Below are 24,897 nucleotides of genomic sequence, written 5' to 3'. Positions count from 1 at the left end.
AGTCGCTCCGGCGCGACTGCCCCAGGCCCGGGGCGAGCTACCAACATGCTGCCGGGCGGATGGCCGTGCGTTCCGCCCCGGTGGACCGCACGGCCGGAGTGAGTCACTCCTCTTCGAAGCCGCCGCCGTCGTCCTCGAAGACTTCTTCCATCGCCTCGCCGAGGATCATGCCGCCGACGACACCGCCGGCCACGCCCGCGGCCATCCCGCCCATGCCGGCGCCGCGGCCACGGCGGTAGTGACCGTGGTGGCCGCCGTGCCCGTAACCACCGTGGCCGCCGAAGCCGCCGGCCGCGCGCATGCCCTGGTAGCGGCCCGCGGCCTCGGAAACCCACTGCTCGACGACCGCGGCCCAGTCGGTCGTGTCCGCGTCGGCGTGCGAGACGCGGAAGCGGCCGTACGAGTCGTGTCCGGGGGCCAGGAAGCCGCCGCGCTTGTCGAACTCGAGCACCACCTCGACGCCCTGCGGGTCGGCGATGAAGGTCACCTCGACCTCGTTGATGGCGCCCGCGTACTGCGGGGGCGGGTAGAACTCGATCTCCTGGTAGAACGGCAGCGTCGTTCTGACGCCGTAGATCGCGCCCCGCTCCAGGTCGGCGCTCTTGAAGCGGAAGCCCAGCCGTGCGAAGGCGTCGAGGATCCTCTCCTGCGCGGGCAGCGGGTGCACCGCCACTTCGTCGAGGTCGCCCTTGTCGACGGCCTTGGCCACGGCGAGCTCGGTCCGCAGCCCCATCGTCATGCCGCGCAGCCGCTGGCCGTAGACGTCGGTGATCGGCGTCTCCCACGGCACCGGGAACGAGAAGGGCAGGTCCCGCTGCTCGCCCTTGCGCAGCTGGAAGGCGCCGGCGACCGGGAGCCGGTGGAACTCGACGAAACTGTCACCGTGCTCGGACTCGACCCGGGTCACCAGACCCAGCACGACTCCGTCGATGGCGACGTCGTGGTCACCGCCGGCGATCCGCACCTGGCCCTCCAGGGCCAGACCGGGCCGCGTGTTCGGGTTGGCCAGCACGGTGTCGACGGTCGGCCCGCCGACGCCGAAGGCGCGCATCATCTTCTTGAAAACCACCGGGTCATTCCTCCTTGAATCGACGATGGGGTGGCTGGACGTGGACGAACCACGCGGCACGGCGGGTGACGGCGAACGTCACGCGCCGGCGGTGGCGGACAGGTCGTCGGTCTCGTCGTCGAAACGACCGATCACCTGCTCCAGGAGGTCTTCGAGGGCGACGAAGCCGACCTGCTCGACCGCCCCGCCGGCGGCGGGCACGGTGACGATCGCCAGCTGGGTGCGGCCCGCCCGCAGCTCGGCCACGGCCTCGACCACGTTGACCCCGGGGTCGAGCAGGAAAGCCGGTTCCATCAGCTCCCCCGCCGTCGCGGCGCGGCCGGCCGCGCTGGCCCGCACGGCCTCACGGACGTGCACTATGCCGACCACCTGACCGCCGTCGTCGGTGACGGCGATCCTCGACCGGCCACTCGTCAGCGACGCCAGCTCGACATCGGCGACCGACACGGTCTCGGGTACCGACACCAGCTGCGCGGTCGGCAGCATGACGTCGCGCACGGGCAGCGAGGCCAGGCTGAGCACGCTGGTCAGCAGCTCGCTCTGCTCCGCCTCGATCAGGCCCTCGGCCCGCGAGCGGTCGAGCAGGATGCGCATCTCGGCCGGGCCGTGCGCCTGCGCCAACTGGTCCTGCGGGTGGACGCCGAACGGCTTCAGCGCCGCGTTGGCCATCGCGTTGAGCACCCGCAGGGCGGGGCCGACGATGCGGGCGTAGTAGCGGAACGGCAGCGCCAGCAGGATGGCCGATCGCTCGGGGTGGGTGATCGCCCATGACTTCGGCATCATCTCGCCGATCACCAGGTGCAGGAACGTGACGATGATCAGCGCGAGCAGGAACGCGATGATGTGGCTCGCCATGTCGGGCAGGCCGAGCGCGTGCAGGGCCGGGCCGAACAGGTGCTCCAGCGACGGCTCGGCCAGCGCGCCCAGGCCCAGCGAGCACAGCGTGATGCCGAGCTGGGCGCCGGCCAGCATGACCGACAGCTCTCGGGTGCCGTCGAGCGCCGCCTTGGCCGCCCGGCTGCCGGAGGCCGCGGAATGTTCCAGGCGGTGCCGCTTGCTCGCCACCAAGGCGAACTCGGCGGCGACGAAGAAGGCGTTGCCGATAAGCAGCAACGTGACCCAGAGCGCGTTCATCGTGAGATCCGAACCGTGAGGGGGACGTGCCGGTCGACGCTTTCCACCCGTACGGAAAGGGACCCGCCGTCGAGAGTGACCGAGTCACCGGCCTGGGCCACCCGTCCGAGCCGCGCCAGCACCAGGCCGGACACCGTCTCGTAGTCGTCGCCGACCGGCAGGTCGACGCCGGTGGCGTCGATGATCTCGTCGATCCGCCAGCGGGCCGGCACCAGCCACGAGCCGTCGGGCTGACGCACCGGAGCGGGCTCGGCCTCGTCGTCCTCGTCGCGGATCTGGCCGACCAGTTCCTCGGCGATGTCCTCGAGCGTGATGATGCCCGCGAAGCCGCCGAACTCGTCGACCACACACGCGAGCTGACGGTGGGCCGAGCGCAGGCGTTCGAGCACCGTCGGCAGCCGCAGCGAGGACGGCACGAGGACCGGCGCCGACATCACCGACGACACCGGCACCGTGGTGCGGTCGGCGGGCGCGATCGCCAGGATGTCGGCGATGCTCACGACACCGACGATCTCGTCGACCTCGTCACCGCGTACGGGAAAACGAGAACGATGCGTGTCGAGCAGGGCGACCACGTCCGCAGCGCTTCCGGTGGCCGGAATGGTGTGCACGTCGACGCGCGGGATCATGGCCTCGGCCGCGGTGCGCCCGCGGAAGTCGAGACCACGGTCGAGCAGCGTGGAGAGTTCGGCGTCGAGGCCGCCGTTGGCTCGGGACTCACGGATGATCTGCTCGAGATCCTCCGAGGTCGCGCCCTCGGGCAGCTCCTCGATCGGCTCGATGCCGATGCGGCGCAACAAGCCCGCGGCGGCGCGGTCGAAGAGCCGGATGATCGGGCCGAAAACGGTCAGATACATCAGCGTGGAGCGGCTGAGCGCCTTGGCCAGGGCCTCGGCGCGGGCGATGGCGAGGTTCTTCGGCGCGAGCTCACCCAGCACCATCTGTACGACCGTGGCGATCAGCAGAGCCAGGGCGACCGAAACGGGCAGGCTGACGGCGGTGGGCACGCCGGCGCCGCCCAGCAGCGCGGAGAAGCCCTCACCCAGGAACGGCTCGGCGACGTAGCCGACCAGCAGCGCGGTCACGGTGATGCCGAGTTGTGCCCCGGAGAGGACGAAGGAGAGGCGCTCGGTGACCTGCAGAGCGCGGGCAGCGGCCTGGTCGCCCTGCTCGGCGTCGCGACGCAGGCGGCCGCGGTCGGCGGCGACATATCCGAACTCCTGCGCCACGAAATAGCCGGTGACCGCGGTCACCACCAGCACGAGGAGAAAGCCGGTCAAGATCAACACGGCGGAGAGGATCTGACGGGGAGCCGGGCCGAGCCCGGCTGACTACTGCCGATCATGACGCAAAACGATAGCAGCGAAGACTGAACGTACGCTGTGAGACAAGCGCTCTAGCTTTTTGCGTAGAACGAGGTCAGCACCATGTTGATCTTTGCTAGGTCGCCGGTCCAGTCGAAGTCGCGGGTGGCCCAGGTGATGGCGAAGCCCTGACCGCCCTTCACGAACCAGCGGGTCTGCGCATGCATCCGCGTCCCACCCAGGTCGTACCGGTATTCCCAGTCCGCGGCCTTGTTCAGCAAAGGCTTCTTTTCGAGCAGAATCTCTTCGTACCCGGGCAGGGCACCGGCCCGAACGAGCCGCGTGGCTTCGGCCCGGCAGGCCTGCAGCGGGTCACCGGCCGGGTTGCGGCCGGTGTCGAGGCTCATCACCGTGTCGCCGATCGGGTCGCGGAAGCAGAACGACGTACCGACCCGCTGATAGGTCCAGCCGTCGGGCACCGGCATGCGGAACCCGGAGCCGTCGCTGAAGTAGGACCAGCCGGAGATCAGCGACAGGCCGGCCACCCCGCGCAGCGCGTTTCGCTGCGGCGCCGCCGGGAGACCGCTCGGCTCCGGCTGGCTGCAGGCGGCCGCCGAGAAACCGCCGGCTGCGGCCGCGACCGGCGACGGCGGCGCGGCGCCGGCCGCCGGCCCACCGGCGGTCGGCTTGTCGCGAACCAGGTAACCGGCCAGGATGCCGCCGACTCCCAGCACGGCCACCAGCGCGAGGCCGGCCGCGACCAGGGTCGGACGAGGGTGCTGCCTTGCGCGTACGGCCGGTGACGGGCCCGGACCGAGCGGCTCGGACAGCAGGCCGACGCCCGGAGTGAGCGACGACCGCACGGCGGCGGACTGATCTGTATCGGACGCAATCATCGCTCGTGCGGCCCGGGGCGAGGGCACCCGGGGCGGGCCCGGCGTGGACGCGACGATCATGCGGAGGCGGCGGTCGACCTCGACCGCGGCCAGCCTCTGCCGCGGCTCACGGCGCAGCAGCCCGGTCAGCACCGGGCCCAGCATGCCGGCCCGCGACGGCGGGTCGGGCTCCTCGGTGGCCAGGGCCATGAGCGTGGCCATGGCATTCTCACGGGCATAGGGCGAACGGCCCTCGACGGCGGCATAGAGCGTCGCCCCCAGCGACCACAGGTCGGACTCGGGCGTCGAAGTGCCGTCGCGGGCGCGCTCCGGAGACACGTACTGCGGGGAACCGACGACCAGGCCGGGGCCGGTGACCGAGCCGTCGTCCACAAAGGTGGCGAGACCGAAATCGGTCAGCACGACACGACCGTCGTCGCCGATGAGAACGTTGTGGGGCTTCACGTCGCGGTGCAGCACGCCGGCCGCGTGGGCCGCGCGCAACGCGTCGAGCAGGGCCACGCCGATCCGGGCAGTGGTGGCCGGGGAGAATGGTCCGTCCTCGTGGATCACCTGGTGCAGCGAGCGGGACGGCACGTACTCCATGACTATCCAGGGCAGGCCGTCGAAGTGCACGACGTCATAGATCCGGACGACGTGCGGGTGGTTGAGGCGGCCGGCGCTGCGGGCCTCGCGCAGGGTGCGGTCACGCAGCCGGACGCGTTCCTCGTCGGTCATCCACTCGGGCGGGACGAACTCCTTGACCGCCACGTCGCGGTCGAGCATCTCGTCGCGGGCCAGCCAGACCCGGCCCATGCCGCCGGAGCCGACCGGCTCGCCAAGACGATACCGACCAGCGACGAGCATGCGTGCGACCGCCATCCCGCCCCCACCCGTCGACTCGATCTCAACCATAATTCGGCCTGCCCGCCGGCGGTATCACGATCACCCGGCCACCGCGTAGACCACGAGGTTGTCGCGGTAGGACCGCAGCGAGCGATCGAACACGCCGCCGCACGTGATGAGCCGCAGCTGGCGGTCCGGGGTCGGGCCGTACACCTCCTCGGTGGGGAATTCGGTCTTCGGGTACCACCGGATTGCCGTCACCGTGAACTGCATCGATCCGCCGCCCCGCACGACCTCGATGCGGTCGCCGGTGGTGAGCTCGCGGAGCCGGTAGAAGACGGCCGGCCCGGTCTTGGAGTCGACGTGGCCGGCGATGACCGCGGGACCGGTGTCGCCGGGAACGGTGCCGTCGGCGTACCACCCCGCCTTGGCGAACGCCTTGGGCGGCTGCAGGGCGCCGTCGCCGCCGATCCGCAGCGCCTCGAGCGGAGTGTCAATCTTGACGGCCCCGATCCGTAGCCTGGTCGGGGCGCCGGTGGGAGCGACCGCGACGCTGCCGAACGGGTCTCCGGCGGGTCGTTCGCCATCGGTCGTCGCTTGGGGGGCGGCGGCGCTTTCGGCCTGGGCGCCCCATCGGCCCAGATCTTTGACGGGACGGTCGGTCACGGCCAGATAGGCGGCGCCGGCCACGAACGCGGCCACCGTCGCGGCGACTACGGGCAGGGCGGCGCGACGGATCAACCCCTTCTTTCGTACGGGGTGAGGGCCGTCCTTCGGTAGCTGGTCCTCCGCCTGAGCGGCCGGAAGACTCGTGTCATCGGTGAGGGGAGCATCCATGATTGCCAGTTGTTCGGAGCCGGAGGCCGCGGGGATTGCCGCCCGCAGTGTCGGCGGCCCGATCGTTTCGGGCTCTACGCCCGGGTCGGCGCGAGGGGGAAAAACACGACGCGGGAAGGGCATGGCCGCCTGGCCCAGCCTGAGCAGCCGGCTCGGCTTCGGCCGCGGGATCGACAGGGCGCCCGGCACGGTCGCCCGGGCCTGCACGGTGCCGGGCTTGACGATCTTGGCCACGCCGCGCGCGACCCAGCCCAGGCCCTCCGCCTCGTGCTCCTCCGCAGCCCGGGGACCGTTGCGGACGGTGGTGGCCGCGCGCGCCTCCGGGCTGGCGGGCACGCGGACGATCAGCGGGGTGTCGGCGTCCTCGGCAGCCACCGCTGATCCTCAGGCTGTACGGAGCCGGCGTCGGAGGGCGACCACCAGGCCACCGGCGACGAGGGCGGCCGCGAGAGCGGCGGCTACGACGCCAGTGACCGGGGAACCGGGGCTCGTGCCGCCCACACCCGTGGCCACGCTGCCCAGCGGCACCGTGCCCTGGCGTTCGGCGTCGACGTGAAGCTCGGGCTTGAGGCCGCCGGCGTCGTCGTCGAGCACCACCAGGGAATAGACGCTGCCCGCGCCCAGCGTGCACGGCAGTTCGCTGGCGCGGCCGCCACCCGTGGGCTCGACCTCGACGCTCCACTTGCCGGGGTTGACCTCGCGATAGGCCGTCGTGGTGGCGAACTCGACGCCGTCGGCGATCGTCGTGCCGTTCTTGCCGGCGACGTCGAGCACAGGCGCCTTGACCGAGGCCTGGATGATGCGCACCTTCGACTTGCCGGGATCGGGCAGGCGCAGGTCGTCCTGAAGCACCCGCAACCCGAGGTCGGCGAAGCGCCCCACCCCGGCCACCGTGTAGGCGCCCTTGTCGGCCACGCTGACCTGCGTGGTGATCACCGGCTTCTCGCTCGCCGGCGCGCCCGCCTTGCGCATCGCGACCTGATAGGTGCCGGTGGGCAGGCGCAGGTAACGCGACATGTCGCCGTAGGCGACGGCCTTGAAGGTCTGCGGATCGACCGCGCCGGAATCGGACTTCAGATAGACGTCGACCGCGGGTGTGTCCGGGGAGAGGTGGGCAAGCCGAACGTAGCCGTCGCCGGCCGCGGCGTGAGCCGGCGTGGCACCGAGCGCGACGATCGTCAGTGCCGCCGCAGCGGCGGCCAGGCGCCGCATGTGCCGGATCGGGAGGGACACGGTGCCTCCTTCATCGATGAAGCTCATCCACTTCGAGTGGCGCCTATGTATATCCACCCGCCACTCGATCGCACCATGGTCCGGCCCGCCAAGAAATTCCGCTGGCCGGCTGCCCGACCCGTGCCCGGATGACCCTTAAGCGGTATTCAGTTTTTGTCATACCCCCGAGAGAGCATGGTGAGGTGAAAGAAGTGTTGGAGCAGTTCGGTCCGGCCACGCGCGAGTGGTTCACCGCGGCGTTCGCCGCGCCCACTGCCGCCCAGTCCGGCGCGTGGCGAGCCGTCGGCGCCGGGCGCAACGCGCTCGTGGTCGCCCCGACGGGCTCCGGCAAGACCTTGGCCGCCTTCCTGTGGTCGCTCGACCAACTGGCCCGCGAGGGCGCTCCGGAAGATCCGAAGCGCCGGTGCCGGGTGCTCTACGTCAGCCCGCTGAAGGCTCTCGCGGTCGACGTCGAACGCAACCTCCGGGCCCCGCTCACCGGCATCCGCCAGGCCGCGGGCCGTCTCGGGCTCACCCCGCCCGACATCACCGTGGCCATGCGCACCGGCGACACCCCGGCCGACGAGCGGCGCCTGTTCACCCGCACCCCGCCCGACATCCTGATCACCACTCCCGAGTCGCTGTTCCTGCTGCTCACATCGGCCGCCCGCGATTCGCTGCGCGGCGTCGAGACGGTGATCATCGACGAGGTGCACGCGGTCGCCGCGACCAAGCGCGGGGCCCACCTGGCCCTCTCCCTCGAGCGGCTCGACGCGCTGCTCGGCCGCCCGGCCCAGCGCATCGGCCTGTCGGCCACGGTCCGCCCGATCGACGAGACGGCCCGATTCCTCGGCGGCGCGAACGACGTCGAGATCGTCCAGCCGCCGACCGCCAAGACCATCGAGGTCACGGTCGAGGTTCCGGTCGAAGACATGACCCGTCTCGACGAGGTGCCCGACGTCGACCCCGACGACCCCGGCGCCGGCCGCCACACGCCGTCGATCTGGCCCGCGGTCGAGGAAAGGGTGCTCGACCTCATCCAGAGCCACCGGTCGACGATCGTCTTCACCAACTCCCGCCGGGGCGCCGAACGGCTCTGTGCCCGCATCAACGAACTGGCCGCCGAACGCGCCGGTGAGGAGCCGGCCCAGCCGGCGAAGCCGCCGGCCCAGATGATGGCCCAGGCCGGGCAGGCGGGTGGGGCGCCGCCCGTGGTCGCCCGGGCCCACCACGGCAGCGTCTCGCGCGAGGAACGCAAACAGATCGAAGAGGCGCTGAAGTCGGGCGTCCTGCCGGCCGTGGTCGCTACCTCGAGCCTCGAGCTGGGCATCGACATGGGCGCGGTAGACCTGGTGGTCCAGATCGAGGCACCGCCGTCGGTCGCGGCCGGGCTGCAGCGCATCGGCCGGGCCGGCCACCAGGTCGGCGCGGTCTCGCGCGGCGTGGTCTTCCCCAAACATCGGGGCGACCTGCTCTCGTGCGCCGTGGTGGCCGACCGGATGACGGCGGGCGCGATCGAGGAGCTGCGCTACCCGCGCAACCCGCTCGACGTGCTGGCTCAGCAGATCGTCGCCATGGTGTCGCTCGACGCGTGGCAGGTCGACGAGATGGCGGCCCTGGTGCGCCGGGCCGCGCCCTTCGCCGAGCTGCCCGAGTCGGCCCTGCACGCGGTGCTCGACATGCTCTCGGGCCGCTACCCGTCCACCGCCTTCGCCGAGCTGCGCCCCCGCCTGGTGTGGGACCGCGGCACCGACGAGCTGACCGGTCGCCCCGGCGCCCAGCGCCTCGCCGTCACCAGCGGCGGCACCATCCCCGACCGCGGCATGTTCGGCGTGTTCCTGGCCGGTTCCGAGCGGGCGTCCCGGGTCGGCGAGCTCGACGAGGAGATGGTCTACGAATCCCGCGTCGGCGACGTGTTCCTGCTGGGCTCCACCTCGTGGCGCATCGAAGACATCACGCCCGATCGGGTGCTGGTCTCCCCCGCGCCCGGCGCCCCGGCCAAGATGCCGTTCTGGAAGGGCGACTCCCCGGGCCGGCCGATCGAACTGGGCCGGGCGATCGGCGCCCAGCTGCGCACGCTGACCCGCGCCGACGACGAGAAGGCCACGGCGACCCTGCGCGAGACGGGCCTCGACGAGTGGGCTGCCGGCAACCTGCTGGCCTATCTGCGCGAGCAGCGAGAGGCCACCCGCAACCTGCCCGACGACCGCACGGTGGTGGTCGAGCGGTTCCGCGACGAGCTGGGCGACTGGCGCATGACCGTCCACTGTGTGCTCGGCGCCCGGGTCAACGCGCCGTGGGCGCTTGCGATCGCCCGGCGGCTGTCCGAGCGCTACGGCGTCGACGGCCAGGTCATGCCGTCCGACGACGGCATCGTGGTGCGGCTGCCCGACACCGCCGAGGAACCGCCCGGCGCCGATCTGGTCGCCTTCGACCCCGAAGAGATCGCCCAGCTGGTCGAGGAATCGGTCGGCACGTCGGCGCTGTTCGCCTCTCGGTTTCGAGAGTGCGCGGCCCGGTCGCTGCTGCTGCCCCGCCGCGACCCGCGCCGCCGTCAGCCGCTCTGGCAGCAGCGGCAGCGCTCGGCCCAGCTGCTCGATGTGGCCCGCGAGTACGCCGACTTCCCGGTCACTCTCGAGGCCGCCCGCGAATGCCTCCAGGATGTGTTCGACCTGCCCGGCCTGACCGGGCTGATGCGCGAGGTGGCCGGCCGCAAGGTGCGCCTCATCGAGGTCGAGACGCCGCGGCCGTCGCCCTTCGCCCGGTCGCTGCTCTTCGGCTATGTGGGCGCCTTCCTGTACGAGGGCGACGCGCCCCTGGCCGAACGCCGGGCCGCCGCCCTGGCGCTCGACGCCACCCTGCTCGGCGAGCTGCTGGGCCGGGTCGACCTGCGTGAGCTGCTCGACCCCGAGGTCGTCACCGAGACCGAGTCCCAGCTCCAGTGGCTGACCACCACGCGCCGGCCACGTGACGCGGAGGACGCGGCGGAACTGCTCCGCCTGCTCGGCGACCTCTCTCCCGTCGATCTGGCCGCCCGCGGCGTCGACGAGGCGTGGTTGTCCACTCTGGAGGCGACCCGTCGGGCCATCCGCATCCGGGTGGCGGGCGAGGAACGCTGGATCGGCATCGACGACGCGGGCCGTTACCGGGACGCGCTCGGTGCGGCGTTGCCGGTCGGCATTCCGGAGGCCTACCTCGAATCGGTCGCCGACCCACTGGGCGACCTGGTGGCCCGCTACGCCCGCACGCACGGGCCGTTCGCCGCGGCGACGTGCGCGGCCCGGTTCGGGCTGGGCGTCTTCGTGGTGGAACAGGCGCTCAAGCGGCTCTCCGCGACCGGGCGGGTCGCCTCGGGCGAGTTCTCCCCGGGCGGCGCCGGCACCGAGTGGTGCGACGCCGAAGTGTTGCGCATGCTGCGGCGGCGGTCGCTGGCGGCGCTGCGCCGCGAGATCGAACCGGTGCCGCCGCGGGTGCTGGCCGCGTTCCTGCCCCGCTGGCACCAGATCGGCGGCAACGCCCGTGGCACCGATGCGCTGGCCGCCTCGATCGAACAGTTGCAGGGCATCGCCGTGCCCGCCTCCGCCTGGGAAAGGCTGGTGCTGCCGGCCCGGATCAACGACTACGCGCCGCCGATGCTCGACGAGCTCAGCGGTGGCGGTGACGTCCTCTGGGCCGGGTCGGGGTCGATCGGCAGCAACGACGGGTGGGTCACGCTGGCCTACGCCGACAGCGCTCCCCTGCTGCTGCCGCCGGCCGACGACGAGTTCGCCGCCACGCCGCTGCACCAGTCGGTGCTCGACGCGCTCGGCGACGGGCAGGCGCTGTTCTTCCGTGCGCTGTCCGACCGGGTCGGCGCGACCGACGACACCGCGCTGGCGGCCGTCGTCTGGGACCTCGTGTGGGCCGGCCACCTGACCAACGACACCCTGGCGCCGTTGCGGGCGTTGCTCGGCGGCAGCGGCGCCCACAAGGCCAAGTCGGCGCCGGCCCGCACCCGCTACCGCCGTCCGGGCCGCCCGGCCATGCCCTCGCGCGGCGGACCGTCCAACATGGCCGGTCGTTGGTCCCGGCTGCCCGACCGCGACCTCGACCCCACCCGGCGCGCCGCCGCGCTGGCCGACCTGCTGCTCGAACGCCACGGCGTGGTCACCCGCGGCGCGGTCATGTCCGAGGGCCCGGTCGGCGGTTTCGCCGGGGTCTACCCGGTGCTCGGCGCGCTCGAAGAGAGGGGCGCGGCGCGGCGCGGCTACTTCGTCGAGGGCCTGGGCGCGGCCCAGTTCGCTGTGCCGGGTGCGGTCGACCGGTTGCGCGCGCTGGCCGAACCGGCCGAACTGGCCAAGCGCACCGGCGCCACAGCCGTGGTGCTGGCCGCCACCGACCCGGCCAACCCGTACGGCGCGGCCCTGCCGTGGCCCGAGCGCATCATCGACAGCGGCGACGGCGAGCCGGTGGCCAAGGCCGGTCACCGGGCCGGGCGCAAGGCGGGCGCTCTGGTGGTGCAGGTCTCGGGCGACCTGATCCTCTACGTCGAACGCGGTGGCCGCACCCTGCTGTCCTTCGTGGACGATCCGGAGGCGCTCATCGCGGCGGGCCAAGCGCTGGCGGCGTCGGTGCGCTCGGGCGCGCTGGGCCCCATGTCCGTCGAACGCGCCGACGGTGATTCGGTCCACGCCTCCCCGCTGCGCGACGCCCTGACCACCGCCGGCTTCCGAGCCACACCAAGGGGGTTGCGCTTGCGGGGATAGCTCGTCGGCGGGCTATTCGCGTCAGGCCGGACGAGCGGGTCGTGCCAGGCCGGGGCCGGGGTCAGCGGGCGGGGTCAGCAGATCAAGCCAGGCCCGGGCCGAGCAGGTCGCGTCAAGCCCGGGCCGAGCTGGTCGCGTCAAGCCGGGGCCGAGCTGGTCGCGTCAAGCCGGGGCCCAGCCGATCGCGTCAGGCTGGGATCGGCGGGTCGCGTCAGGCTGGGATCGGCGGGTCGCGTCAGGCTGGGATCGGCGGGTCGCGTCAGGCTGGGATCGGCGGGTCCGGGTGTAGGCCTTCGGTCAGCTCGCGGTAGGCGTCGAGCACGGAGCGGGTCTGGTCGGCTAGTTCGGCGGCGGTGTCGGCCGGGGTCAGGGCGGCCTGGTTCGGGGCGGCCGGGTCGAGGTCGGGGGCGCCCAGGGTTTCCTTGGCCTCGCGGATCGCGCGGCGCATCTCGTCTTCGCGGATGAAGTCTCGGCCTGCTTGTTCGGCGCGGCGCAGGTTGGCCTGGCGCCTTTCCAGGTCGGCCTCCAGAGCTGCCAGGGCCTGCTCGGTCGCGTGCAGATGGCTGCGAAGTTCCAACGCCGTCTCGTCGGACGGGGACTGGGCGGCGAAGTCGGGGCGGCTCAGGTCGGCCAGCACGCGGGCCAGCTTCTGACGGCGGGTCAGCACGCCGGCGATCTCCCACAAGGCGTCGGCCAGCATGGCCTCGGCCTCGGTGGTGTCGATCAGGGCGCCGAGGTGGGGCCAGGTGGTGCTGACCGAGTCGGCCAGGCGGGTGGCTTCCTCGAAGGCGGCGCGCTCGGCGGAGGCAGTGAGGATGCGGGCGCTGATGGGAGCGGGGCGGGAACGCTTTGCCTGGAAGCGACGGCGGATGGAAGGTTCCACGTAGGCCACGCCGAAGAAGGTCACGGCGGCGACCAGGATCCCGAGTTCGGCCGCGCCCAGGGAGGCCGCGACCCCGCCGGCAATCAGCGGCGAGAAGATGAGCCAGTTCGTGCCCTTGTTCTCGTGGTCTTCGTCGGGTTTGCGTACGTCGGGCACCGTCACCTCGACCAGCGCCGACCAGGGACGGTCGACGAGCCGGGCCCCGGCCAGCGGCAGGCGTTCCCGGGAGACCACGGTGGCCGCCGAATCGCGTGCGACGTAGAGCCGTGACCCCGCCAACCGATGTCTCCCGTTTCACTCGCTCAATGCCGAACTCAATGCCGATGAACTCGACCCCGAAGGATAGGCGGTCTGTCCCAGGCCCGCCGTCCACCGTTCGACCCCACCTGAAGGAGCGTCGTCGATCACCGCTGCCACGGCCGCCCTTGCTGGGCCGGTGGCGCCCCACGCCGCCGGCAGCGGTGAAGGAAGCACGTGGACCGCGACGGCCGACGCGACGACGAAGGGCCGATGCCGAACGTCTTCAGCGCCGGGACCTGGGCGTCATCGAGCCGGCCAATGCCGCCGCAGCCGCTGTGACGACGGCTGAGCACGAGGATCGCAGCTACTCGCTCACCGGGGCGGAGCCGGTCAGCGGGCCCGAGCACGTCGCCGACCTGGGCGAGGTGCCGGCCCAGGCCAGGGACACAACCGGAGCCTGGGCCGACGAGACAGCCAGCTTCCGGCTCGGAGCGGGGGCCGAGTCGCGGTGCGGACCAAGCCTCGGGCGGCCGGCGCCCCCGTTCCGAAGTGGGAGCTACAGCTGCGGGGCGACCTCGGACGCCACGAGCTCGATGTGGTCGACGTCGCTCAGGTCGAGGACCTGGAGGAACAGGCGGGTGGCGCCGGCCTCGGCGTACGCCTTGATGGTCTCGACAGCCTGGGCGGGGGTGCCGACGATGCCGCCGTTCTCGCGCATCTCGTCGGCCTCGCGGCCGATGGCGGCGGCCCGGCGGCGCACCTCGGCGTCGTCGCGGCCCACGCAGAGGACGGCTGCGGCCGAGAACGTCGGGAGGGACGTGCGGCCGATCGCGGCTGAGGCGGCGCGTACCCGCTCGTACGCGGGGGCCACGTCTTCGATCTTGGAGAACGGGACGTTGAACTCGTCGGCGAAGCGGGCGGCCAAGGCGGGCGTCCGCTTCTTGCCGTGGCCACCGACGATGACCGGCGGGCGCGGCGACTGCGCCGGCTTGGGGAGCGCCGGCGAGTCGTTGATCTGGTAGAACTTGCCCTGGAAGTCGTAGGTGTGGCCGGGCGGCGTGGCCCACAGGCCGGTGATGATCTCGAGCTGCTCCTCGAGGCGGTCGAAGCGCTCGCCCAGGGGCGGGAACGGAATCCCGTACGCGGTGTGCTCGGCCTCGAACCAGCCGCCACCCAGGCCGAACTCGATGCGGCCGCCGCTGATCTGGTCGGCTTGAGCGACCGCGATGGCCAGCGGGCCGGGCAGCCGGAAGGTCGCCGACGTGACCAGCGTGCCGAGCCGGATGCGGGAGGTCTGCACGGCCAGCGCGGCCAGGGTCAGCCAGGCGTCGCTGGGGCCGGGCAGCCCGTCGCCGCCCATGGTGCGGAAGTGGTCGGAGCGGAAGAAACCGTCGTAGCCGCTGGCCTCGGCGGCCTGCGCGAGCTGGCGCAGGTCGTCGTGGGTCGCCCCCTGCTGGGGCTCGGTGAAGATCACGAGACGCATGCCTCAACCCTGCCAGAATGCGAGCGGCGCGCCCCGGGGAACCTGCCACACACGATCCGTAGCAAGGCAGTAACGTTTCTCACCATGGCCGGGTATGAATGGATCAGCCTCACTACCGATTACGGAACGTTCGACGGCTTCGTCGCGGCGTGTCACGGATCGATCGCCAAAGTCGCGCCCCAGGTACGCGTCATCGACGTCACGCACCACGTGCCGCCGGCCGATGTGGCCCGCGGCGCCGCCGTGCTGGCGCAGACCGCGCCCCACCTGCCGCCGAGCGTGCACGTCGCCGTGGTCGACCCCGGGGTGGGCACAGCCCGCCGCGGCGTCGTCCTCGCCACCCCGAACGGCTTGCTCGTGGGGCCCGACAACGGCCTGCTGATCTGGGCCGCCGAGGCTCTCGGGGGCATCGACGCGGCCCACGAGCTCACGGTGAAGGAGGCCGTGTCGAGCACGTTCCACGGCCGTGACGTCTTCGCCCCGGCCGCCGCGCGGCTCGCCGCCGGCGCTTCGCTGTCCGACGCCGGCCCCCAGATCGAGCCGGGCTCCCTCGTCCGCCTGCCCGACCCGGTCGTCACGGTGGGCGACGGCTGGCTTGAGGCGGAAGTACTCACCGTCGACCGGTTCGGCAACGTGCAGCTGGCCGCGAGCGGCGAGACGCTGCGCGGACTGGGCGCCGATCTAGTGATCAACGGCACGGTCAGCGCCCACCGCGCCGCGACCTTCGCCGACGTGGACCAGGGCGACCTGCTGGTCTTCGAGGACTCGGCCGGCCACGTGGCGATCGCCGTCAACAACGGCCGCGCCGTCGTCGTGCTGTCGGTCACCCCGGGCGACATCGTGAAGCTGGCCGTCCGGCAGTGAGGCGATGAGGGGCAACAAGCAGAGAGAAGGCATCGGAGGTCAGCCGACGAGACGGATTCGGTCGCGGGCTGCGGCGTAGGTCCTGGCTCCGAGGAGCCGCCACAGCATCCGAGCCGGCCACGGCAGCTCGGCGAGGAAGCGCGCCTTCTCGGTCGGCGTCGCCTCCTCGAGGATCGCCCCGAGGAAGACCAGCGCCATCCGGCCCGGCGGGATCGACTCCTTGCCCCGGTCACCGACCGCCCGCCACTCGGCCGGCGTGAGGTGCTGCTCGATGATCGGCAGGATCTCGCGCTCCTCGTCGGCCAGGTGCTCGTCCAGCGCCACCGCGGCCTGGGCGATCACCTCGGCCAGGGCGTCGCGGTCCTCGACCTCGGCCGTCGCCCGCCAGCGCGGCAGCAGCACGTCGATCCGGGCCAGCGGCTCGTGCAGCCGCTCGTGCTGCGCCTCCATCCGGTGGATCAGCTCGGTGTGCATCCCGGCCCGGTCGAGCAGCAGCGGCCAGACCAGCTCGTCCTCGGCCGTGTGATGGTGATGCAGTCCGGATGCCACGTTGGCCAGGTGCTGACCGAGCACCTCGGCGCGGTCAGCGTCCCCGGGCGGGACGGCCCGGACCAGCGCGGGCATGATGCGGAACTCGCGCCGGAAGACCCGGTGGACCACGAGCATGTCCCAGGTGTCGGTGCGTTCGGCGAGGTGCGTGGTTGTCATGACCGCACGCTCGCACGGTCGGCTTGCAGACTGCCTGCAAGCCGCCTGCACTTCTATGCTGAGTGCCGTGCTGATCGGCAAGGTGCTCGGGCCCACCGAGATCGAGGTGGACGGCGTCGTGGCCGATCTCGGCGGACCGTTGCCGCGGCGGCTCGTCGCCACGTTGCTCGCCGCCGAGGGCCGGCCGGTCACCGAGGACGCTCTGGCCGAGGCGATCTGGGGTGACGAGGCGCCCGGGCGGCCGGGCAATTCCCTTCAGGCGTACGTCTCCCGCCTGCGCCGCGCTCTGGGCCGGGCCGCCCTGGCCCGGGCCGGCGACGGCTACCGGCTCACGGTCGACGACACCGACGCCGCCCGGTTCGCGGCCGACGTGCACCGCGGGCGGCAGCTGCTCCACGGGGAACAGCCCGGCGACGCGTTGCGGCTGTTCGACGCCGCCCTGGGGCGGTGGCGCGGGGAGGCGTACGCGGACCTGCCCGGCACCCCCGCCCGCACCCGCCTCGACGAGCTGCGGGCCGTCGCCGTGGAGGAACGCCTCGCGGCCCGGCTGGCCGGCGGCGACGCCCCGGGCGCGGCGGGCGAGCTGGAGGCGGCGACCCGGGCCGAGCCCTACCGGGAACGCCGCTGGGAACTGCTCATCGTGGCCCTCTACCGCAGCGGGCGGCAGGCCGAGGCGCTGGCCGCGCTGCGCCGCGTCCGCGACCGGCTGGCCGACGACCTCGGCATCGACCCCGGCCCGGCGCTGCAGGATCTGGAACGCCGGGTGCTGGCTCAGGACCCGGGACTGCTGCTGCCGTCGCGCCCGGCGCCGGCCGTACGCCCGCTCTCGCACTTCTTCGGCCGCGCCGCCGAGCTGACCGAGCTGACCGAGATGTCGGGCGCGAGCCGGCTGCTCACCCTGGTCGGGCCGGGCGGCGCCGGCAAGACCCGGTTGGCGGTCGAGTACGCGGCCGGTCGGAACCCGTGGTTCGTGCGGCTCGCCGACGTCACCGACCCCACGCTGGTGCCGGCGGCCGTGGCCGCGGCGATGGGCGTACGGGGATCGAGCGTCGAGGTCCTCGCGGCGGCTCTCGGCGACGGCAGCGGCCTGCTGCTGCTCGACAACTGTGAACACGTCGTGATGGCCGCGGCCGACCTGGCCTTCGAACTGCTCACCCGCTGCCCCGCGCTGCGTGTGCTGGCCACCAGCCGGGAACCGTTGGGGGTGGACGGCGAGCGGCTGCTTCCGGTGCCGCCGCTGCCCGCCGCCGACGCGGTCGCCCTGCTCACCGACCGGATAGCCACGGTCCGGCCGGGCTGGCGGCCCAGTGCGGCCGAGTCCGAGACGCTGGCCGGTCTCGCGGCTGCCCTCGACGGCATCCCACTCGCGCTGGAACTGGCGGCGGCCCGGGCCCGCGTACTCGGGCTGGGTGAGCTGCTCGGGATGCTGCGCGACCGGTTCCCGCAGCTCGGACCGGTGCCGCGCGGCGCCCTCGCCCCGCACGAGACGCTGGAGGCCACGGTCGCCTGGAGCGTCGACCTGCTCGGCGAGTCCGACCGGGCGTTGCTGCTGGGCCTGTGGCCGTACGAGGGTGGATTTCCGCTCTTGGCCGTCGACGACGACCTGGACGGGCTTTCGGCGCTGGTGGCCCGCTCGGTGGTGGTGGCCGACACGACCGTGTCGCCGGCCCGCTACCGCCTGCTCGAGATCGTGCGGGCGTACTGCCGCCAGCACGACCCCGACCCGGCGGGCAGCCAGGAGCGGCACGCGGCGTGGGTCCGCGGGCTGGTCGAGCACCACGCACCCCTGCTCCGCGGCGAACATTCGGCCCACTCCATCCGTACGCTCAACCGGGAACTCCTCAACCTGCGCGCCGGGATCCGGCACGACCTCGGGACGCGGCCGGCGACGGCGCTGCGCACAGCCGGACTGCTGCAGTGGTTCTGGTTCCGGGGCGGGCTGGTCACCGAGGGCCTGCCACTGCTGAGGGCCGGGCTGGCCGCCGCCTCGGACGCGCCGCCGACCGACCGCGCCCGCGCCCACCTCAGCGCCGCGTTGCTGCGCTACATGGCCGGCGACCTCGGCGCGACGACCGACCTCTACGCCGGGCTCGAGATCCTGGGCGAGCACTCGGACCACGAGGGCAAGATCCTGGCCGCGCAGGGCTCCTACTACGAATCGTTGTACTGGACGTTCCGCGGTGAATTCGATCGCGGTGTCGAGCCGGCCCGGCGCTCGTTGGCACTGGCGCGGCGCATCGGCGAGGAGTGGATCGTGCCGGCCGCCACGGCGTCGCTGGGCGCCGCTCTGGCCGGCGCGGGCCGGCTGGCCGAGGGCCGGCGGGTGCTCGCCGAGGCCGGGGCGGAGGCGGTCGCGCTGCGCCAGACCTGGACGGCCGCGATGAGCGATCTGCTGCTAGGCCGTGCCCTGCTCGACGGCCGCGAGCCCACGCCGAGCGAGACCACGACACCGGCGCCCGCAGGCCCCGAGCCGTCGAGAAACGGGCTGGTGGAAGCGAGTCCGGAGCGAGCACTCGTGGTGCTACGGCGGGCGCTGACCGGATTCGCGGAGGAGGACGATGTCGGCAACGTGCTGGGTGGGCTGCATACCGCGTCCTACGCTCTCGCCCGTACGGGAAACAAGCGCGACGCCGCCGGCCTGCTGATGGCCGTCAGGCGCTTCGCCGCCAGGCGGGGAATCGACCCCGATGCCGCCGACCCGGTCCGCACCGCGGCGTTGGCCACGCTGCTGACCGCGGCCGACCTCGCAGCGGCCGACAGCATGGACGAAGCGACCATGATGTCGTTTCTCGGCCCCGCGCCGGGGCAGGATTGAGGCATGCCCGAGGGCGACACCGTCTGGAACACCGCGCGCGTGCTGGAGAAGGCTCTCCAGGGCGACGTGCTGACCGGCTCCGACTTTCGCGTGCCGCAGCTGGCCACGTCCGACCTCAGCGGCTGGACCGTCGCCGAATCGGCCAGCCGCGGCAAGCACCTGCTGCTGCGGCTGACCCGGGACGGCGAGAAGCCGCACACCCTGCACTCGCACCTGCGCATGGAGGGCGCGTGGCGGGCGTACGCCCCGGGGGAACGCTGGACCGCCCGCCCGGCCCACCTGATCCGGGTCGTGCTGCGAACCCGTCGTTCGGTCGCCGTCGGCTACCACCTGCACGAGGTCGCGCTCTATCCGACCGCCGAGGAGGATCAGCACCTCGGCCATCTCGGCCCCGACCTGCTGGGCGCCGACTGGGACGTCGACGAGGCCACGCGGCGCATCGCCGAGCAGCCGGAGCGGACCATCGCCGAGGCCCTGCTCGACCAGCGCAACCTGGCCGGTGTGGGCAACCTCTACAAGGCCGAGACGCTCTTCCTGCGGGGGCTGTGGCCGTGGACGCCGGTGTCGCTGGTCGCCGACCTGCCGGGCACCGTGCGACTGGCCCAGAAACTGGTGGCGTCGAATCGTGGACGCTGGACCCAGACGACGACCGGCTCGCTGCGACGCGGGCAGACGAGCTATGTGTACGGTCGTCGCGCGCAGCCCTGCCGACGATGCGGCGCCGCGATCCAGAAGGACGAGAAGGGCGAGCGGATCACCTATTGGTGCCCGCGCTGCCAGCCCCGCCCGGCGGCGGTTTAGGCGGGACGTTTGAGTTCGGAGAGGCCCTCGGCGATGCCGCGGAGCTTGTCGGTGGCGTCGACCAGGCTCGCGAAGGCCGGGTGCTTGCCCTCGGTCACCGGGTGGCCGTCCTCGGCGACGTAGCTCGCGGCCGCGGCGACCAGTCGCTCGTAGGCGTCGACGCCCTCGGTGAACTGCTCGGCCAGCAGGCCGTGCGACTCGGCGAGGCCGGCGCGCTGCTCGGGCGGGCTGAGCGGCAGGGCCCGTTCGACGCTGGCCACCCGCTGGCCGAGGTCGCGCAACCATTCCTCGGCCACCGCGGCCTCGAGCACGGCACCTTCGCCGGAGCCGGTGAGCCGGCCGGACAGTGCGCTCAAAGTGGACGAAGCCACGTCAAGCCTGTCCCACGCGTGGGTGATCGCCGAGCCGCGCAGGGCATAGCGGTTCTTCTGCCGGCGCACCTCACTGATCATCGTGCGGCCGACCGGGAAGCGCTCGAGCGCCGCGGTCAGCTTGGCGCCGGCGAGCGCGGGCGGGGGTGGCGGCGGAGCGGGCAGGGCCGCCAGCTCGCGGTGGTCGCTGAAGCGCCACCAGGCCAGCGCGACCGAAGCGCCGGCCGAGCCGGCCCAGATCGCGTCGGCCCAGCCGATGCCCTGATAGGGGGTGAGGACGGCGGTGGCCGCGGCCAGTCCGCCTCCCAGCACGCTCCACCGTCGCGCTGCGCTGCGCAGACGCTTGAGCCGCCGGAAGTACCTGGTCCGCTCGTCCACCGTCGTCCCTCCCCTGGTTGTGCGAAGTGCCTCAGCCGGCGGCCGTCGTGTCGCCGCGCTTCTGGTTCATGCTGGCGCGGATCTCGTCGAGCCGCGCCACGCTGGCCGGGTCGGAGGCCGGAGCCGAGGACTGCTCGACCGCGGGCTGCGTGGGCGCGGCGCCGAGCTTGTCGCCCGCCATGCTGGCGCGGATCTGCTCGAGCCGGGACGAACCGGCCAGGTCGAGACTCGACTTCTGCACCTCGAGCATGCGGCCCTCGACCGAGTTGGACGCCAGCTCGGCGCGACCCATCGCGTTCGCGTAGCGCTGTTCGATCTTGTCGCGAACCTCGTCGAGCGACGGTGTGTTGCCGGGCGCGGCGAGCGACGACATCGACTCGAGCGACTTGGCCACGGTCTCCTGCATCTTGGCCTGCTCGAGCTGGCTCAGCAGACGCGACCGCTCGGCGATGCGCTGCTGGAGCACCATGGCGTTGTTCTCGACCGCCTTGCGGGCCTGGCCCGCTGCCGAGAGCGCCTGGTCGTGCAGCGTCTTGAGGTCTTCCATCGACTGCTCGCCGGAGACCAGCTGGGTGGCGAGCGTCTGAGCCGTCGACTCGTACTTCTGAGCCTCGGCCTCGTCACCGCTGCCACGCGCCCGATCGGCCAGGACGAGAGCCTGCCGGGCCATGCCCTGCAGCTTCTCGACCTCTTCCATCTGGCGCGACAGCTTCATCTCGAGCTGCCGCTGGTTGCCGATGACCGCCGCGGCTTGTTGCACAAGGGCCTGATGCTGGCGCTGCGCGTCCTCGATGGCCTGCTGGATCTGGACCTTCGGATCGGCGTATTCATCGATCTTCGCGCCGAAGAGCGCCATCATGTAACGCCAGCCCTTGACGAACGGATTCGCCATCTCGCGGTATCCCCTCAATGTCGCTCTATCGGGTCCGCCACCGACGCAGATCGAGGAGCTGTCGCGATGGCGAGTCACCAGTTGTGTCATGCCATCGTGTCAGCTCGACGCCACCGACGTCACGTGACCTCGGGGGGATCTCAGGGTGACCCCCACGCTTCGAGGCTACGCGCTCCTCCTGCTCGGGGTCGATCCCGAGGGAGCCACCCCGATGAGTCACAGCAACCCCACAGAGAATGGAAAAGAAACGGGCCGGACCTGCTCATGGAGAGCAGGCCCGGCCCGGGCGAAATCATCGCTTTTATGCGGCGTAAACGACGTCGCGCTGGGGTTTACGAGTCGCATGCAGGGTCGCCTTGAGCGGAGACTCACGGCGGACCGAGACGGACACGTCCCCATCGACCGGCTTGGACTGCGACTTGACCGACTCGGCGTCGACCGGGACGAGCACGCCTTCCATACCCTCGGCGAGCGACAGCGTGCTGCTGACCTCACCCAGGAGCTCGGAGAGGCGGGCACCGAGAGCGTCACAGATGGCGGCCAGCAACTCGCTGGACGCTTCTTTCTGACCGCGCTCGATTTCCGACAGGTAGCCCAGGCTGACATTCGCGGCAGTGGACACCTCGCGCAGCGTGCGGTGCTGCCCCTGCCGGCGCGCCCTCAGTGCGTCGCCGATAACCCGGCGTAGCAGGACCATGGCACCTCCTCCTGCGGCGGGGCCGCCGGCACGCGCCGGAGGCTTCCCGCAACCGTACCCGCTGCCGGCCAGACCGACATACCGCCCCGCCGAATTCCGGGGCAGCCCGACAACGGGGCTCTCCTGTAACGACTGTGGTCACTGGGACATTCCCCAGCTCACACCGATGCTGGGGCGTCCTGAAGACAGTCTGCGAGCAGGAATAGCGCCCTCGTCACACTTTCGGTGCGGATGGCCGCACGATTTCCGTCGAGGCGCAGCTCGCGCACCTGGGTGCCGGACGCGCCGGCCACCGCCACATAGACCAGGCCGACCGGTTTGCCGTCCTGCGGCTCGGGCCCGGCCACGCCGGTCGTCGCCACGCCCCAGTCGGCGCCGCAGCGGTCGCGGGCGCCCTCGGCCAGTGCCCCGGCCACGTCGGGATCGACCGGGCCGCGCTCGTCGAGCAGGGCCTTCGGCACTCCGGCCAGGATGTGCTTGAGCTCGGTGGCATAGACGACGAGCCCGCCACGGTAGACCGCGCTCACCCCTGGGATCTCGACCACGGTCGCGGCGACCAGGCCGCCGGTCAGCGATTCGGCGGTGGCAAGAGTCTCGTGCCGGTCGATCAGGCGGTGCACGGCCGCGGCGGCGGCGATATCAGGACCCACCCGGAGGAATTTACCCGTCCGTGCGGGCCGCGCGACGGGCGTCCCGCCTTAAACGCAGTGCCTCGATCACATAGTCCACACCGGTCACGACCGTCACGACCGTCGCCGCGCCCATGAGCACCACGCCGACGATGTCGAACGGCTCCGGGACGGGCCACAGGTACCAGGCGATGGCGGCGATCTGGAGCACCGTCTTGAGCTTGCCGCCGCGGCTGGCCGGGATGATGCCGTACCGGATCACCCAGAACCGCAGGGCGGTGATCCCCCACTCGCGTACGAGAATGAGCGCCGTGACCCACCACGGCAGCCGGTCGTAGACCGAGAGCAGCACCAGCGCCGTGCCGGTCAGCGCCTTGTCGGCGATCGGGTCGGCCACCTTGCCGAACGAGGTGACCAGCGACCAGCGCCGGGCGATCCAGCCGTCGATGAAGTCGGTCGCCGAGGCCACGCAGAACACCAGGCAGGTCAGGATTCGCGCACCCGTGCCGGTGAGCTGCGACGAGACCACGAGGCCGAGGAACACCGGGACCAGCACGATCCGCACCACGGTCAGGACGTTCGCCGCGTTGTAGGGCGACACCGTCCGGGGCGCGGTCACCGGGACCGGCTCGTCGGTCACCGCGGGGACACCGGCGCCGCTGAGATCATCTCGACCGGCACGGCGACCAGGTCGACGCCCTCGGTCGCGGTGACCCGGGCCCGCACGAAGTCGCCGGGGCGCAGCGCGGTCAGGTCGGCGCCCGCCTCGCCCGGCACGAGCGTCGTGGAACCGTCGACCTCGGGCGCCTGGTGCTCGGCGCGGCCCTCGATCTCGCCGCCCTCGACCGTGTCGACCAGCACCTCGACGACCGAGCCGAGACGCTCCTCGGCGCGCTGGGTGCACAGCTCGTCGGCGAGCGTGACGATCCGGTCGTACCGGCGCTTGATGGTGTCTTCCTTGACCTTCTTGTCGAGCCCGGCCGCCTCGGTGCCGTCCTCGTCGCTGTAGTCGAAGACGCCGATCGCGTCGAGCCGCGCCTCGGACAGGAAGCGCACCAGCTCGTCGACGTCCTGCCGGGTCTCGCCGGGGAAGCCGACGATGAAGTTGCTGCGAGCGCCGGCCGCGGGGGCCAGCTCGCGGGCCGACGCGAGCAGATCGAGGAACCGGTCGGTGGAGCCGAAACGCCGCATGCGGCGCAGCACCGGCTCGCTCGAGTGCTGGAACGAGAGGTCGAAGTAGGGCGCGACGCCCGGGGTGGTGGCGATCGCCTCGACCAGGCCGGGCCGGGTCTCGGCCGGCTGCAGGTAGCTCGCCCGCACCCGCACGATGCCGTCGACGGCGGCCAGCTGGGGCAGCAGCTTCTCGAGCGCCCTGGGGTCACCCAGATCTTTCCCGTACGAGGTGCTGTTCTCACTCACCAGCACGAGCTCACGGACGCCGGACCGGGCCAGCCATTCCGCCTCGGCCAGAAGTTCCTGCGGGTCGCGCGAGACGAAGGCGCCGCGGAAGGCCGGGATGGCGCAGAACGCGCACTTGCGGTCGCAGCCGCTGGCCAGCTTGAGGCTGGCGACCGGGCCGTTGTCGAGCCGGCGGCGCAGGATCGGGCGCAGGTGGGCCGGGGTGTGCTCGTCGACCGTGGCATGCCCGGGGATGACCACCTTGGCCGCCTGGCGCTGCACAGGCGTGATCGGCAGCAGCTCGCGCCGGTCGCGCGGGGTGTGCGCGTCGAAGGTCTCGCCGGCCAGCACGCCGTCGAGCCGGGCCGCGATGTCGGTGTAGTCGTCGAAGCTGACCACCGCGGACGCCTCGGGCAGGCTGTCGGCCAGCTCTTTGCCGTAGCGCTCGGCCATGCAGCCGGCCGCCACCACCTTGGCCCCCGTGTCGGCCGCGGCCAGCAGGGTTTCGATCGAGTCCTGCTTCGCCTTCTCGACGAAACCGCAGGTGTTGACGACCACCACATCGGCCCCATCGGCGTCGGTGCTCACCTGCCATCCGCCCGCGTCGAGGCGGGCCGCGAGCTCTTCCGAGTCGACCTCGTTACGGGCACAGCCGAGGGTGAGAAGGGCGACACGGCGGGGGGAAGGAGTTACCGACACCCGACCAGGTTAGCCGG

At 72.3% G+C, this 24,897-nt stretch carries 19 protein-coding genes; 4 read left to right on the top strand and 15 right to left on the bottom strand.

Translation table 11 applies throughout. The features are described 5' to 3' along the window. Window positions 1–103: 103 nt before the first annotated feature. The 6 genes from KXC43_RS25580 to KXC43_RS25555 form a co-directional block, all read right to left on the bottom strand. The gene (locus KXC43_RS25580) at window positions 104–1,069 is read right to left on the bottom strand and encodes a sporulation protein (protein WP_221378686.1); all 966 of its coding nucleotides are present in this window, start codon (window positions 1,067–1,069) and stop codon (window positions 104–106) included. Window positions 1,070–1,147: 78 nt separating this feature from the next. After that, entirely contained in the window at window positions 1,148–2,203 is a 1,056-nt protein-coding gene (locus KXC43_RS25575) for a hemolysin family protein (RefSeq protein ID WP_221378685.1), read from the bottom strand. Continuing rightward, complete coding sequence (locus KXC43_RS25570) at window positions 2,200–3,492, bottom strand: hemolysin family protein (RefSeq protein WP_221378684.1); 1,293 nt, start codon at window positions 3,490–3,492, stop codon at window positions 2,200–2,202. Before KXC43_RS25570 ends, KXC43_RS25575 begins: the two co-directional genes overlap by 4 nt. A gap of 107 nt (window positions 3,493–3,599) precedes the next feature. Continuing rightward, window positions 3,600–5,264: a serine/threonine-protein kinase gene (locus KXC43_RS25565; protein ID WP_221378683.1), complete on the bottom strand. Its 1,665-nt coding sequence runs from the start codon at window positions 5,262–5,264 to the stop codon at window positions 3,600–3,602. A gap of 63 nt (window positions 5,265–5,327) precedes the next feature. After that, complete coding sequence (locus KXC43_RS25560) at window positions 5,328–6,440, bottom strand: class F sortase (protein WP_308129245.1); 1,113 nt, start codon at window positions 6,438–6,440, stop codon at window positions 5,328–5,330. A gap of 9 nt (window positions 6,441–6,449) precedes the next feature. Further along, entirely contained in the window at window positions 6,450–7,298 is an 849-nt protein-coding gene (locus KXC43_RS25555; RefSeq protein WP_308129244.1) for a DUF4397 domain-containing protein, read from the bottom strand. Between the two features lie 182 nt (window positions 7,299–7,480). On the opposite strand from KXC43_RS25555, the gene KXC43_RS25550 reads away from it, so the two are divergent. Then, complete coding sequence (locus KXC43_RS25550; RefSeq protein ID WP_221378681.1) at window positions 7,481–12,022, top strand: ATP-dependent helicase; 4,542 nt, start codon at window positions 7,481–7,483, stop codon at window positions 12,020–12,022. A gap of 259 nt (window positions 12,023–12,281) precedes the next feature. Here KXC43_RS25550 and KXC43_RS25545 read toward each other — a convergent pair whose 3' ends face one another. Together KXC43_RS25545 and KXC43_RS25540 are read right to left on the bottom strand one after the other, a co-directional pair. Continuing rightward, window positions 12,282–13,184 (bottom strand): HlyD family secretion protein, encoded by a 903-nt coding sequence (locus KXC43_RS25545; RefSeq protein WP_221378680.1) that lies wholly within the window; start codon window positions 13,182–13,184, stop codon window positions 12,282–12,284. A 517-nt stretch (window positions 13,185–13,701) separates the two neighbouring features. Continuing rightward, window positions 13,702–14,628, bottom strand: a complete 927-nt coding sequence (locus KXC43_RS25540) for an LLM class F420-dependent oxidoreductase (protein ID WP_221378679.1) — start codon at window positions 14,626–14,628, stop codon at window positions 13,702–13,704. A gap of 84 nt (window positions 14,629–14,712) precedes the next feature. Here KXC43_RS25540 and KXC43_RS25535 point away from each other — a divergent pair, with 84 nt between their 5' ends. Then, complete coding sequence (locus tag KXC43_RS25535) at window positions 14,713–15,492, top strand: SAM hydrolase/SAM-dependent halogenase family protein (RefSeq protein WP_221378678.1); 780 nt, start codon at window positions 14,713–14,715, stop codon at window positions 15,490–15,492. A 39-nt stretch (window positions 15,493–15,531) separates the two neighbouring features. Here the strand turns inward: KXC43_RS25535 and KXC43_RS25530 are convergent, their stop codons facing one another. Continuing rightward, entirely contained in the window at window positions 15,532–16,200 is a 669-nt protein-coding gene (locus KXC43_RS25530; protein ID WP_221378677.1) for a hemerythrin domain-containing protein, read from the bottom strand. A gap of 67 nt (window positions 16,201–16,267) precedes the next feature. On the opposite strand from KXC43_RS25530, the gene KXC43_RS25525 reads away from it, so the two are divergent. Together KXC43_RS25525 and KXC43_RS25520 are read left to right on the top strand one after the other, a co-directional pair. Further along, complete coding sequence (locus KXC43_RS25525) at window positions 16,268–19,015, top strand: ATP-binding protein (RefSeq protein WP_221378676.1); 2,748 nt, start codon at window positions 16,268–16,270, stop codon at window positions 19,013–19,015. A gap of 3 nt (window positions 19,016–19,018) precedes the next feature. Beyond that, on the top strand, window positions 19,019–19,816 hold the full coding sequence (locus KXC43_RS25520) for a DNA-formamidopyrimidine glycosylase family protein (protein WP_221378675.1): 798 nt from the start codon (window positions 19,019–19,021) through the stop codon (window positions 19,814–19,816). Here KXC43_RS25520 and pspM read toward each other — a convergent pair. From pspM to rimO, 6 genes are all read right to left on the bottom strand, one after another. Further along, window positions 19,813–20,565: a phage shock envelope stress response protein PspM gene (pspM, locus tag KXC43_RS25515; RefSeq protein WP_221378674.1), complete on the bottom strand. Its 753-nt coding sequence runs from the start codon at window positions 20,563–20,565 to the stop codon at window positions 19,813–19,815. The genes KXC43_RS25520 and pspM overlap by 4 nt on opposite strands. A 31-nt stretch (window positions 20,566–20,596) precedes the next feature. Further along, a complete protein-coding gene (locus KXC43_RS25510) occupies window positions 20,597–21,457 on the bottom strand; it encodes a PspA/IM30 family protein (protein ID WP_221378673.1) in 861 nt (286 codons plus the stop codon). 301 nt (window positions 21,458–21,758) lie between these two features. Further along, window positions 21,759–22,154: a helix-turn-helix domain-containing protein gene (locus KXC43_RS25505; protein ID WP_221378672.1), complete on the bottom strand. Its 396-nt coding sequence runs from the start codon at window positions 22,152–22,154 to the stop codon at window positions 21,759–21,761. 158 nt (window positions 22,155–22,312) lie between these two features. Continuing rightward, on the bottom strand, window positions 22,313–22,804 hold the full coding sequence (locus KXC43_RS25500; RefSeq protein WP_221378671.1) for a CinA family protein: 492 nt from the start codon (window positions 22,802–22,804) through the stop codon (window positions 22,313–22,315). Between the two features lie 10 nt (window positions 22,805–22,814). Then, window positions 22,815–23,423, bottom strand: coding sequence for a CDP-diacylglycerol--glycerol-3-phosphate 3-phosphatidyltransferase (pgsA, locus tag KXC43_RS25495; protein WP_221378670.1), 609 nt, complete (start codon window positions 23,421–23,423; stop codon window positions 22,815–22,817). Then, the gene (gene rimO, locus KXC43_RS25490; protein ID WP_221378669.1) at window positions 23,420–24,880 is read right to left on the bottom strand and encodes a 30S ribosomal protein S12 methylthiotransferase RimO; all 1,461 of its coding nucleotides are present in this window, start codon (window positions 24,878–24,880) and stop codon (window positions 23,420–23,422) included. The genes pgsA and rimO overlap by 4 nt, the downstream gene beginning before the upstream one ends. Window positions 24,881–24,897 lie beyond the last annotated feature (17 nt).

The organism is Paractinoplanes polyasparticus, from assembly GCF_019710575.1.
GTDB classification, from domain to species: Bacteria; Actinomycetota; Actinomycetes; order Mycobacteriales; family Micromonosporaceae; genus Actinoplanes; species Actinoplanes polyasparticus.
Note: the sequence above shows the minus strand (reverse complement) of the source record. Positions and strands in the feature narration are given on the sequence as shown.